9 protein-coding genes are annotated in these 12,504 nt (G+C 74.1%); 6 read left to right on the top strand and 3 right to left on the bottom strand.

What is annotated here, in order from left to right:
• Positions 1–61 precede the first annotated feature (61 nt).
• A complete protein-coding gene (locus UW392_RS48205; RefSeq protein WP_320781719.1) occupies positions 62–817 on the top strand; it encodes a GntR family transcriptional regulator in 756 nt (251 codons plus the stop codon).
• Positions 818–850: 33 nt separating this feature from the next.
• On the opposite strand, the gene UW392_RS48200 is transcribed toward UW392_RS48205, so the two are convergent.
• Complete coding sequence (locus UW392_RS48200) at positions 851–2,005, bottom strand: Gfo/Idh/MocA family oxidoreductase (RefSeq protein ID WP_320781718.1); 1,155 nt, start codon at positions 2,003–2,005, stop codon at positions 851–853.
• Positions 2,006–2,134: 129 nt separating this feature from the next.
• On the opposite strand from UW392_RS48200, the gene UW392_RS48195 reads away from it, so the two are divergent.
• The 3 genes from UW392_RS48195 to UW392_RS48185 all read left to right on the top strand — a co-directional run bounded on the left by UW392_RS48195 (position 2,135) and on the right by UW392_RS48185 (position 6,527).
• Positions 2,135–3,145 (top strand): LacI family DNA-binding transcriptional regulator, encoded by a 1,011-nt coding sequence (locus UW392_RS48195; protein WP_320781717.1) that lies wholly within the window; start codon positions 2,135–2,137, stop codon positions 3,143–3,145.
• 165 nt (positions 3,146–3,310) lie between these two features.
• A complete protein-coding gene (locus UW392_RS48190) occupies positions 3,311–4,891 on the top strand; it encodes an alpha/beta hydrolase (protein ID WP_320781716.1) in 1,581 nt (526 codons plus the stop codon).
• 205 nt (positions 4,892–5,096) lie between these two features.
• Complete coding sequence (locus UW392_RS48185) at positions 5,097–6,527, top strand: PP2C family protein-serine/threonine phosphatase (RefSeq protein ID WP_320781715.1); 1,431 nt, start codon at positions 5,097–5,099, stop codon at positions 6,525–6,527.
• A gap of 9 nt (positions 6,528–6,536) precedes the next feature.
• Here UW392_RS48185 and UW392_RS48180 read toward each other — a convergent pair whose 3' ends face one another.
• Complete coding sequence (locus UW392_RS48180) at positions 6,537–8,039, bottom strand: hypothetical protein (RefSeq protein ID WP_320781714.1); 1,503 nt, start codon at positions 8,037–8,039, stop codon at positions 6,537–6,539.
• Positions 8,040–8,274: 235 nt separating this feature from the next.
• Between UW392_RS48180 and UW392_RS48175 the strand changes: the two genes are divergently transcribed.
• Together UW392_RS48175 and UW392_RS48170 are read left to right on the top strand one after the other, a co-directional pair.
• Complete coding sequence (locus UW392_RS48175) at positions 8,275–9,414, top strand: aminoglycoside phosphotransferase family protein (RefSeq protein ID WP_320781713.1); 1,140 nt, start codon at positions 8,275–8,277, stop codon at positions 9,412–9,414.
• A 328-nt stretch (positions 9,415–9,742) separates the two neighbouring features.
• Positions 9,743–11,728 (top strand): N-acetylmuramoyl-L-alanine amidase, encoded by a 1,986-nt coding sequence (locus tag UW392_RS48170; RefSeq protein WP_320781712.1) that lies wholly within the window; start codon positions 9,743–9,745, stop codon positions 11,726–11,728.
• 103 nt (positions 11,729–11,831) lie between these two features.
• Here UW392_RS48170 and UW392_RS48165 read toward each other — a convergent pair whose 3' ends face one another.
• A complete protein-coding gene (locus tag UW392_RS48165) occupies positions 11,832–12,329 on the bottom strand; it encodes a hypothetical protein (RefSeq protein ID WP_320781711.1) in 498 nt (165 codons plus the stop codon).
• Positions 12,330–12,504: the final 175 nt, after the last annotated feature.

The raw sequence follows: 12,504 nt of genomic DNA, 5'->3' as shown, positions 1-12,504 counted from the left end.
ATGTCATGACAACAGGATGACAAGGGCTCCTGTCATCCTCACGGACGGTTAGGCTCGACACGTGACCAGTACCGCTTCCGCCCGGCTCGACTTCACCCTCGACCGCACCAGCCCGGTGCCGCTGTACTACCAGCTCGCCCGGCAGCTGGAGGCGGCGATCGAGCAGGGCGCGCTGGGCCCCGGCAGTCTGCTCGGCAACGAGATCGAGCTGGCCGGGCGGCTCGGGCTGTCCCGGCCGACCGTCCGTCAGGCCATCCAGTCCCTCGTCGACAAGGGCCTCCTCGTGCGCCGCCGGGGCGTCGGGACGCAGGTGGTCCACAGCCAGGTCAAGCGGCCGATGGAGCTGACGAGCCTGTACGACGACCTCCAGGCGGCGGGACAGAGTCCGGCGACCCGGGTGCTTGCGGTCGGGAGGCGGCCGGCGCCGGCCGAGGCGGCGGCCGCCCTGGGCATCGCCGAGGGCACCCCGGTCCACCACGTGGAGCGGCTGCGCCTCGCCCACGGCGAGCCCGTGGCGTACCTGACCAACCACGTCCCCGAAGACGTCCTCGAGCTCGACGCCGGGAAGCTGGAGGCGACCGGGCTGTACCGGCTGCTGCGCGGCGCCGGCATCACGCTGCACAGCGCACGGCAGACCGTCGGCGCCCGGAGCGCCGCCGCCGAGGAGGCCGCGCGGCTGGACGAGCCGGCGGGCGCCGCCCTGCTGACGATGCGGCGCACGGCGTACGACGACACCGGCCGCGCGGTCGAGTACGGCAGCCACGTGTACCGGGCCTCGCGCTACTCGTTCGAGTTCCAGCTCCTCGTACGGAGCTGACGGGCGCCGTACGCTCCGGCGTACGCGGGCCGCTCAGCCCAGCTCGACCCAGCCGCCCCGCTCGGCCGACCGGCTCATGGCGTCCAGCGCGCCGGCCATGTGCACGGCGTCCTCCAGGGTGGGCCCGTACGCGGTGCCCTCGGCGATCGAGCGCAGGAAGTGGTGGGCCTCGATGACCTTGAGGTCGTCGTAGCCCATGCTGTTGGCCGAGCCCGGCTGGAAGGCGGCGTACTCGCCGTGGCCCGGGCCGACGTACACCGTGCTGACGGACTGGTCCTGGTAGGCCGTGCCCCGGCTGACGGCCAGCTCGCCCATGCGGCGGAAGTCCCAGGAGACCGCGCCCTTGGTGCCGTGCACCTCGAAGCCGTAGTTGTTCTGCTCGCCGACCGAGACCCGGCAGGCCTCCAGGACCCCCCGGGCGCCGGAGGCGAAGCGCAGCAGGCAGTTGACGTAGTCCTCGTTCTCGACCGGACCCAGCTCGCCGCCGCTCGCGCGGGAGTGGCCGGACGTGGCGCCGGTGGGGCGGGCCCGCTCGGGTACGAAGACGGCGGTGTCGGCGGTCAGGGACGTGATGTCGCCGAGCAGGAAGCGGGCCAGGTCGACGCCGTGCGAGGCGAGGTCCCCGAGCACCCCGCTGCCGCCGCGCTCACGCTCGTAGCGCCAGGTCAGGGCGCCTTCCGGGTGGGCGGCGTAGTCGCTGAAGAGGCGGATGCGGACGTGCGTGACGGTGCCGATCTCACCGGCGGCGATCAGCTCGCGGGCGGCGGCGACGGCGGGCGCGTTGCGGTAGTTGAAACCGACGGTGCCCTGCACACCGGCCTTGGTGACGGCGTCGGCGACCGCGCGGGTGTCGTCCGCGGTCAGGCCGACCGGCTTCTCGATCCAGATGTGCTTGCCCGCCTCGGCCATCGCCACGCCGATCTCGCGGTGCAGGAAGTTCGGGGCGGTGATGCTGACGGCCCGGACGCGGGGATCGGCGGCGACCTCGCGCCAGTCGCGGGCCGTCGAGGCGAACCCGTACCGCGCGGCGGCCTCCTCGGCCCGGCCCGGCACCTCCTCGGCCACCGTCACCAGTTCGGGACGGACCGCCAGGTCCGGGAAGTGGTGCGGGACGCGCGCGTACGCCTGGGTGTGCACCCGCCCCATCCAGCCGAACCCCACGACGGCGACGCCGAGCGTCTTCACCATGACTGCCTCACTGCCTAGTGTGCCTGGTCTTTGGACCGGTCCATCATTTGTCCAGCCCACCCTGGGGCCCGCGAACAGCACGTGTCAACTCTTTGACAGGCGGTGAGCGGCTGTGGAACGGTCCACCCCATGAGGCCACCGACCATCCGCGACGTCGCCGACCGCGCCGGGGTGTCGAAGTCCCTGGTCTCGCTGGTACTGCGCGGCTCCGACCGGGTGCGCCCCGAGAAGCGGCATGCCGTGCTGGCCGCCGTCGAGGAGCTCGGCTACCGGCCCAACGCCTCGGCCCGCAGCCTGAGCGAGCGGCGCACCAGGACCGTGGGCGTGCTCCTGAGCGACCTGCGCAACCCCTGGTTCGTGGAACTGCTCGACGGCCTGAACTCCCGGCTGCGCGACAGCGGTCTGCACGTACTGCTCGCCGACGGCCGACTGAGCCGCCGCCTCGGCGAGGACCTCACCCGCACCTTCACCGACCTCGCGGTCGACGGACTGGTCACGGTGGGCACCCTGCCGCCCTCTCCGGCGCTCGAGGCGGCGGCGACACGCATCCCCACGGTCGTCGCGGGCGCCCGCGAACCCGTGCTGCCGCACGTGGACGTCGTCGCGAACGACGACGCGCTCGGCGCCCGCCTCGCCACCGAGCACCTGCTCGCGCTCGGCCACCGGCGCATCGCCCACATCGCCGGACGGGGGGTCGTCGGCGGACTGCGCCGCCACGCCTTCGAGACCGTGATGCGCGAGCACGGCCTGGCGCGCACGGCGGTCGTGGAGCAGGGGGACCTGACCGAGGAGGGCGGCTACCGGGCGACGGTCCGCCTGCTCAGCGCCCCCGAACGCCCCACCGCCGTCTTCGCGTTCAACGACATGGCGTGCGTCGGCGCGCTCTCGGCCACCGAGGAGCTCGGCCTGCGGGTGCCGCGCGACGTGTCCCTCGTCGGGTACGACAACACCTACCTGTCCCGGCTGCGGCACCTGTGGCTCACCACCGTGGACAACGCCGGGCACGACGTCGGCCGCCGCGCCGCCCAGTGCCTCCTGGACCGGATCGCCGACCCGGCCCGCGCCGCCGAGGTCATACTCGCCGCGCCGGCGCTCGAGGTCCGGGGGACGACGGGGCCGCCGGGCGGGGACCCGGCCTGACGGCTCGTCCCGGAGCGGGCGGACGGGCCGACGCCGCGCGGAGCATACGGCACCCGCCACGGTCCCGCCCGCCCGGAGGCGCTGCCGGGAGCACCCGCTTATCGTGAACGCAGGGGCTCGCGGGGGGTCTTCCCGGCCGCGGCCGGGCCGTCCTCGGAGGCAGGCATGCGGTCCATGTACAGACGCTGCGCCACCGGGGCCACGACCGTGGCACTGGCCCTGATCGGGGCCGGCCTGCCGTCGGCGGTCCCGGCGGACGACGACCCACCGGACAGGTCCGCCCTGTCCCGCTTCTACGACCAGCGGATCACCTGGTCCCGGTGCGCGGGGACGCAGGTGCCCGAGGACCTGCGGTGCGGCAAGGTGACCGTGCCGCTGGACTACGACCGGCCCGACGCCGGCACGCTCGACGTGGCGATGGCGCGCTACGCGGCGACCGGGAACGAGAAGCGCGGTTCCGTGCTGCTGAACTTCGGCGGTCCGGGCGGCGCGGGGATACCGGCGCTCGCCTACGGCGGCAAGGACTTCATGGGGCTGACGGACGGCTACGACGTGGTGACCTTCGATCCACGCGGCGTCGGCCGGTCCTCCCCCGTCAGCTGCGGCGAGGGCACCGGCCAGTTCCTCGCGGCCACGGACGACAGCGACGACGCCCGGCGCCCCCGGGCCGCGCTGGAGCAGCTGCGCGAGGCCGCGGCCGCCTGCCGCGAGCACTCCGGTCCCGTCCTGTCCCACATGGGCACGGTGGACGTCTCCCGCGACCTGGACGTGATGCGCGCGGCCCTCGGCGACGACCGGCTCAACTACCTCGGTTTCTCCTACGGGACGCGGCTCGGCGCGGTGTACGCGGCACAGTTCCCGGACCGGGTCGGACGCATGGCCCTGGACGGCGTGGACACGCTCACCGAGCCCCTGGCCGAGCAGGGCCTGGCGGCCGCGCAGGGCCAGCAGACCGCGCTGGAGCACTACCTCAAAGCCTGCACCGAGCACCTGACCTGCCCGTTCGGCCAGGACACCCGGACGGCCGGGGAACGGGTCGTCGCCCTGGTCCGCGAGCTGGACGAGCACCCCGTACCGACCGGGTTCGGGCCGGACCTCACCGGCCAGGACCTGGTGAACGCCATCGGCCAGGCGCTGTACAGCGAGGAGTCCTGGCCCGCGCTCACCCAGGCCCTCAGCTCCCTGCTGCTGGACGGCGACACCCGGGACGTGCTGCGGCTCGCGGGCGGCGGCGCCGCGGCACCGCTGCCCCGCCCGCCGGGTCCCGGCCGGGACGGGGGCCTCGTGGCCGAGGAGGACGTCCCGCCCGACAACCTGCCCGCCGCGCTGATGGCGGTCAACTGCGCGGACGACCCCGACCGCCCGTCCGCCGGGCGGATCACCGAGGAGATCGCCCGGCTGCGCGCCACGTACGAGGAGGCGTCCCCGGTCTTCGGGCCGTACCGGCTCACCCAGGTGCTGATGTGCCACGGCCGGCCCCGGGGCACCGACTTCATCCGCGAGGAGGTGCGGGACCTCGACACCGCGAAGCTGCTCCTGGTCGGCACGCGCGGCGACCCGGCGACGCCGTACCGGTGGACGGTGGAGACCGCGGAGCGGCTCGGCGACCCGGCCGTGGTGCTCGACAACCGGGGCGACGGACACACCGGTTACCTGTCCTCCGGGTGCGTGCACCGGACGGTGAACGACTTCCTGTTGTACGGGCCGCTGCCGGGCGACGGGAGTTCGTGCGGACCCGATGAGTGAGCGCGAGGAGGGGGACCGAGGAGCGCGCCCGCGGGGCCAGGAGATCGAACAGGCGCTTCAAAAGGCCTGCGGCATATGCCGGAAGCACCACCGGATCGGGTGTTGCCGAATCCCTTACAGGGCGTCGCGGGCTGTGCAACAGTCGTAACCGGTCCATTACCGGCCTTAGTCGTATCGGTCGTACCGCCCCGCATCGGAGTACGTCATGCCGCCCCACCTCTTCGCGGACCGGCCGCCCGCCCAGCCGCCCGAGCGCGGCACGGTGGACGCCCTCATCACGCGGACCAGGCGGCTGCGGGGCGAGGTGGACGCGGTGCGCAGGGACACCCGCGGTGACGGGGCGGAGCCCGCGGAGCGCTGGCAGCGCGCGCTGTACGACCTGGCCCTGCACCAGCTCGACGACCTGGACGAGCACCTCGGCCAGCTGCGGGACGGACCCCTCCCGGGCCCGGCGGACGACACCGGGTGCGCGGCCGGGCGGACCCCGCCGGCCGCGCCCCCCGGCGGCTCCCTGCTCAGCCGCGTCGGCAGCGCCGAGTGGAACCTGCTGACGGACCGGGCCGACTGGTCCGGCGAGCTGTACCACATCCTCGGCCGCGACCCGGCCGCTCCCCCGCTCACCCTGGACGAACTGCCGTCGCTGGTACGGGACGAGGACCGTTCCCGGCTGACCAGGATGGTCACGGACTGCCTGGTCGACGCCCAGCGCATCGACGGGGAGTTCCGCATCGTGCGCCCCGACGGGAGTGAGCGCACCGTGCACATGATGGGCGAGCCCGTGCTCGACGCGTACGGCAGCACCACCTCCATGTGGGCCGTGCTGCGGGACGTCAGTGAACTGCGGCGCAGCCAGCGGACGGTGAGCGAGACCCGTGACTCGCTGCACCTCCAGCGGCAGGCCGCACGGACCGAGCACCGGCTCGCGGTCGAACTGCAGGAGGCCGTGCTGCCACCGTGGCAGGGCTCCCTGCGGTTCCCGCGACAGGGCCCCCAGGCGCTGGACCTGGCCGCCCGCCACCTGCCCCCCGCGGCCGGCGGGCTGATCGGCGGCGCCTGGTACGACGCCCTGGAACTGCCGGACGGCGACACCCTGCTGACCGTCGGCGATCTCACCGGGCACGGCGTCCTGGTCGCCTCCGCCATGGCGATGCTGATCGGCGCCCTGCGCGGGATGGCCGTGACCGGGGCCGGACCCGGCGACATGATGGGCCGGCTCAACCAGCTGTTCGACACCACCGTCCAGCCCGCCCTCGGCAGCGCCGTGTGCTGCCGCTACCGGCCCGGGACCCGCACCCTCACCTGGGCCCGGGCCGGGCACCCCGCCCCGCTGCTGTTCCGCGACGGGACGGGGCGCCGGCTGGCGGCGCCGGAGGGCGTCCTCCTCGGCGCCACCCCGGGCACCGCCTACGGACAGGAGGAGGTGCCCCTCCTCCACGGCGACCTGCTGCTCCTGCACACCGACGGACTGGTTCCCCGGCACGGCGGCACCGGATCCGACCGGAGGCCGCTCGGTCTCGCTTCCCGTCTCGACGGGACCCGCACCGCCCAGGAGTGCATGCGGACGGTCATCGAGGAGTTCGGTGGGGCCGGGCGCGAGGACGACGCCTGTGTGCTCGTCGCGCGGGTCGTGGCCTGACCACCGTCCTCAGGTCCGCGCGCCGCCGTTGCCGCCCAGGGTCTTCCACTGGCCCTTGGGGAGCGCGAGTTCGATCTCCTCCCGCAGTTCCTGGATCTTGGGGAAGCTGGAGTACTGCCCGGTCAGCCGGTACATCTCGCGCAGCCGGTCCCAGGTGCGGTGGGAGGAGTTCATCCCCATCGACGTCAGGGCCAGCCGTGCGTAGGTGTTCGCCTGTTCGGGATCGTCGGCGATGAAGCAGGCCGAGGCCAGCGAGATGTGGTCGAAGATCCTCGAGCGGTCCCGGCCCGACCCCCGCAGCTCCAGCGCCTGTTTGGCGTGGAGCTGCGCGACACCGGCCGCGGCCGGCTCGTGCTCGGCGAGGGTGCGGTAGGCGAGGGCCTGCATGCCGTGCAGGTCCGCCTCGTCGAACATCTGCATCCAGCTGGGCGGCGGCACGTCCCCCTTGTCGGAGACGAACAGCTCCTCCGCCTCACCGAGGGTGCGCCGCATGGCCTGACCCTTGCCCATCGACGCCTGCGCCCAGGCCTCGATGGTGAAGAGCATGGCCCTGGTGCGCGGCAGCACCTCGTCGCCGGAACCGGACCGGGCGAGCTTCATCAGGTCGAGCGCGTCGTCGGGCCGGCCCAGGTGCACCATCTGGCGGGCCGCCCGGGAGAGCGCCTCGCCCGCGCGGGGCCGGTCACCGGCTTCTCTGGCCGCGTGCGCGGCGATCACGAAGTACTTCTGCGCCGTGGGCTCCAGGCCGACGTCGTGCGACATCCAGCCCGCGAGGACGGCGAGGTTGGCGGCGACGCCCCACAGGCGCCGCTGCAGATGGTCGGGGTGACGGTAGGCGAGCATGCCGCCCACCTCGTTGAGCTGTCCCACGACAGCCTTGCGCTGCAGCCCGCCACCGCGGGCCGCGTCCCAGGCCCGGAACACCTCGACCGAGCGCTCCAGTTCCTCGATCTCCTGGGACCCGATGGGGGCCGCCTCGTAGCGGTCGTACCCAGCGGGGTCGGCGTGCAGGGGGTCGTCGAGCCGGGGAGCGTCGGCAGCGAGGGCCGGATCGGTGGTCAGCCAGTCGTGCATGGCACTGCTGAGTGCGGATCCTGCGGCGAGCGCGGCGCCCGCGCCCACCAAGCCGCGTCGGTTGAGCATGAGGTCCATTCCCGTGAATTCGGTGAGGACCGCGGCGGTCCGCTCGGGCGCCCACGGCACTCCGTCGGGATGTTCCGCACTCCCGCCGCCCGGCCGTTTCCCCGTACGCCCGTGCCGGACCAGACCGAGGTCCTCGATGGTCACGACACGGCCGAGACGCTCGGTGAACAGTGCCGCCAGCACCCGCGGTACGGGATCGCGCGGGATCTCTCCCATGTCGATCCAGCGCCGCACCCGCGAGGTGTCGGTCGCCAGCTGGGGGTGACCCATGGCCGCCGCCTGCCGGTTGACCAGCCGCGCGAGTTCGCCCTTGGACCAGCCGGCCAGGCCGAACAGGTCCGCGAGGCGGGTGTTGGGTTGTCCGCTCACGTCAAGCCCCCAGGGTTCTCGGCTGACTTGACAGTAGCCCTGTGCCAGATGCTGCGGGACTATTCGCCAGGGTTCGCCAGGGCACGCCAGATGGTGTGCCAGGGGTCATCGGGTGTCGGGTAGGAACGCGCCATCCCGACCCGGTCGCCGCAGGACATTCCCCAGGGTGCGACCAGGGCGGCCGGGCCGGGCTGCGCGCTGAACTCTCCGGCACACGAAGGGATCTGTTTCGCCCATGCACGCAGCGTCGTCCTCCGTGTCCGCCCCACCCCGGTCGCTGCGTCCCCGCCCCGGGGGCGGCGGCCCCTACCTCGACCCCGCACGCCCGGCGGCCGCCGTGCTCGGTGCCGGCCGGACGCGCCGCGCACCGGGGCCCGGGCCCCAACCGCTCAGCGGGAGACTCGACTTGTCCGGCCCCCAGGGCGCGCAGTTGCGCGCGGCGATCGCTTCGGTGCATCGCATCTGCCCGGAGTTCACTCCCGTGCAGGTGCTGCGCCGAAGCGGGCGCTCCGTGCTCCTCGTCGGCACGACGGGCCGTACGACGGCCGTCGCCAAGTGCCTGCTGGACCACTCCCCGATCTGGACGGACCGGAGCAGGCACGAAATAGCGGTCTACCGCTCGTTCGTGAGGCATCGGCCGCCGGTCCGGGTGCCCCGTCTGATCGCAGCGGACCCGGACAACTGCACACTGGTGATCGAGCGGATGCCGGGCCGGGCGGCCGCCCTGCAGCGGCATCCGGTGGAGGCCCCGGCCCGCGCGGACGTCCGGGCGGCACTGGGAGCGGTCTGCCGGCTCAACGCCTGGCGGCCCCCGGCGGGGATGTTCGACGCCCCGCTGGACTACGCGGAGCGGATCGCCCGCTTCCACGACCTGGGCCTGCTCACGGACCGGGACATGGGTGACCTGCAGAAGCTGGTGCACGGCATCGCGCACTCGGCGGGCCGGCAGGGCATGGGGCAGTTCTGTCACGGGGACGCCCTGCTGTCGAACATCCTGCTCTCCCCGTCGGGCCCGGTGCTGGTCGACTGGGAGCACGCGGGCTGGTATCTCCCGGGGTACGACCTGGCGACCCTCTGGGCGGTGCTCGGCGACGCCCCCGTCGCGCGCCGCCAGATCAGCCAGATCGCCCAGTCGGCGGGCCCGGCGTCACGCGACGCGTTCCTGGTCAACCTGATGCTCGTGCTGACCCGGGAGATCCGTACCTACGAGACGGCCGTACAGCGTGCGATGCACGACAGCACCCCGACGTCTCCGGGACCGGCCCACCCGGGTGCCGCGCCGACCGGCGAGGAGCAACGGCTGCTGCTGAGGCGGCTGCACGACGACTGCCAGCTCGCCCGCCGGGCCGTGCGAGCGGCGGTCGGCACTCGCTGAGGGGGGAGGGAGGTCCGCGGTGCGCCCGTTCCGACGGCGTACCGCGGACCTCCGTCATGTGCGCGGCCCTGCCTTTCGCAGCGCCCCTCGGGCCCCACGGCCACCACCGTGGAAAACCCTCCCTCACCTCGGATGACATCGTGAATCGTGCCTGCATGTCCCTGATTGACGGCGCGCCGGTGAGCCGGTACCACTGAGCCACGCCGTAGCCGCCGAGTGCCCCTGTCCCGATCCCCCCTCGACAGGGACACGGGTTCGTGCGGTCCCGGCGATCCGGGATGCGACAGCACCGCACCCCCACTCCGTCCGAACGTCCCAGGAGGCTGCTTTGCGACGTTCCCCCACCGCGCCGAGGCCCGCCACCGCATCCAGACGCGCACACCGGACGGCCGCGGTCACCGTCGCCTCGGCGGCGCTGCTGCTCCCCCTGCTCGGCGCGGCCCCGTCGGGCGGCCCGGCCCGGGACCCCGCCGACGGGCTGCAGGACGCCTTCGCCGCCGCGGCCGCCCGGTACGGCGTACCGCCCGGTGTCCTCCTCGGCGTCTCGTACCTGCAGTCCCGCTGGGACGCGCACGGCGGGGCGCCCAGCGTCACCGGCGGATACGGTCCGATGCACCTGACCGACGCCCGCGCGGCCCTCGCCGGATCCCCGCCGCACCACAGTGCGGGCACGGAGGACCCCCGCGGTGACGACTCCCGGCCCATGGCGCCACCCACGGCGGACGTGCCGCGCCGGGCCGGAGTGCCCGACCGCCTGGAGACGCTGGCGCGCGCCGCCGCGCTGACCGGTCTCCCGGCCGCGGAGCTGCGCAGTGACGTCGCGGCCAACGTGGCGGGCGGGGCCGCGCTCCTCGCCGCCGCCCAGCGGGACCTCGGCGGGCCGCCGAGCGACGACCCGGCCGACTGGTACGCGGCGGTGGCCCGGTTCTCCGGCGCGGACGACCGCGCGACGGCGGCCGGGTACGCCGACGAGGTCTTCCGGGTGCTGCGCACCGGTCAGCGGCGCACCACGGACGCCGGTCAGCGGGTGACGCTCACCCCCGACCCCGGTCTGCGGCCCGACACCGCCCGGCTGGCACGGGCCGGGCTGCGCACGGCGGACGCGGCGGGCACCGAGTGCCCGGCGACCGTGTCGTGCGAGTGGATCCCCGCCCCGCGCAAGGAGCTGGGCGGGGGCAAGCACGGCAACCACGACGTGGCCGACCGGCCCGCGGCCCCGCGCATCGAGTACATCGTCGTCCACGACACCGAGGAGACCTGGGACAGGACGCTGCAACTGGTGCAGGACCCGGCCTACGTCGCGTGGCACTACACGCTGCGCTCGACCGACGGCCACATCGCCCAGCACGTGAAGACCAAGGACGTGGGCTGGCACGCGGGGAACTGGTACGTCAACTCCACGTCGATCGGCCTGGAGCACGAAGGCTTCCTCGCCAGGCCGGACGCCTGGTACACGGAGGCGATGTACCGGTCCTCGGCCCGTCTGGTGCGGTACCTGGCCGCCAGGTACGACATCCCGCTGGACCGCCGGCACGTCCTCGGCCACGACACGGTGCCCGGAGCGGCCGCCTCGACCATTCCCGCCATGCACACCGACCCCGGTCCGTACTGGGACTGGCAGCACTACTTCGCGCTGCTGGGCGAACCGTTCGAGGCCACGGCCGGCGCGGAGGGCGGTCTGGTGACCATCGCCCCCGCGTACGCGGAGCACCGGCCGCCGTTCACCGGCTGCACCACCGCGGGCACGCCGTGCGCGGCGCACGGCTCCAGCGCCGTACGCCTCCACACGCGGCCCGCCGCGGACGCCCCGCTGGTCCAGGACATCGGTCTGCGGCCGGGCGGCGGCAGGTCGACGGTCGACGTGCACGACATCGGCTCACGGGTGTCCGCCGGACAGCAGTACGCGGTGGCCGGCCGCGCGGGCGACTGGACGGCGATCTGGTACCTGGGTCAGAAGGCCTGGTTCCAGGATCCGAAGGGCCGGCCGACGGCACTGCCCGCGTCCGGTCCGGTCGTCGCCCCCCGCCCGGGCCTCACCCAGGTGCCCGTGTACGGCAGGGCGTACCCGGAGCGCGGCGCCTACCCGGCGGGCGTGCCGGTCCAGCCGGTCTCCCCGCTGCCGTACCGGCTGCTCGCGGGTCAGCGGTACGCGGTCGGCGGCCAGGTCCCCGGCGAGTACTTCTACGCGCCGACCCTCGACCCGGCCCGGCACCGGGTCGTGACCGGCAAGGACAAGTACTACGAGATCCAGTTCGGCCACCGGGTGGCGTTCGTCCGGGCGGCGGACGTCCAGGTGCTGCCGTCCGCGCCGTAGGGCACGGCGCACCGGGTACGGCGAAGGGCCGGGTGCGCTGACCCGGCCCTTCGGCGTGTGTCGGCGGGCACGGGCGGCCGCCACGGCCCGTGCGGTCGCCCGTTCAGCCCTGCTGGAACAGCTCCGCCGGCAGCGGCTTCAGCAGCGTGTACAGGTCGTCCGTGATGGGGCGGTCCCAGGCGGCGATGGTCACCAGGACGTTGTCGCTGCGGTCGAACTGAACGCAGGAGATCCGGCCCTCGGAGAGCTTGAGGCGCCGCACGATCAACAGGTTGTCGCCCTGCATCACGGGCACGTCCTCGGACCCGACGACGGTGATCTCCTCGTCGTTCTCCAGCGCCACCAGCAGCTGGGCCACCTCGAACGGGACCTCGCCCTCCTCGGTCTCCCGCGCCGGGGAGCCCTCCGGCAGATTCCCGATGATCATCGCGGGGCCGCGGCCGCCGAACAGGTCGTAGCGCAGGAAGACACCCTGGCAGCTGCCGTCGGGAGCGGGCAGGAGACCCGCACCGAGATTGCCGGGCCAGTCGCCCGGGTCCATGGCCAGTACGTCGAAGTCGGGTCCGGCGGGGGTGGCGCTGCGGCGGCGGAGGAAGGACATGCGGCCATGGTACGTGCACGGCCGGATTCGACGGCGTGCGGGAGACGGGCCGGAGGGGGGCGTACGGGAGGGGACGCGGTGCCTCTGCGAGGGGGGAGGTGAGGAGGCGCGGGTGGTGCGGGGCTGCGCCGCGGTGTGCGGCCGCCGCGGGCCGGACCCGGCGGGCGGGGCGGCC

This window comes from Streptomyces sp. CRN 30, assembly GCF_034105845.1.
Note: the sequence above shows the minus strand (reverse complement) of the source record. Positions and strands in the feature narration are given on the sequence as shown.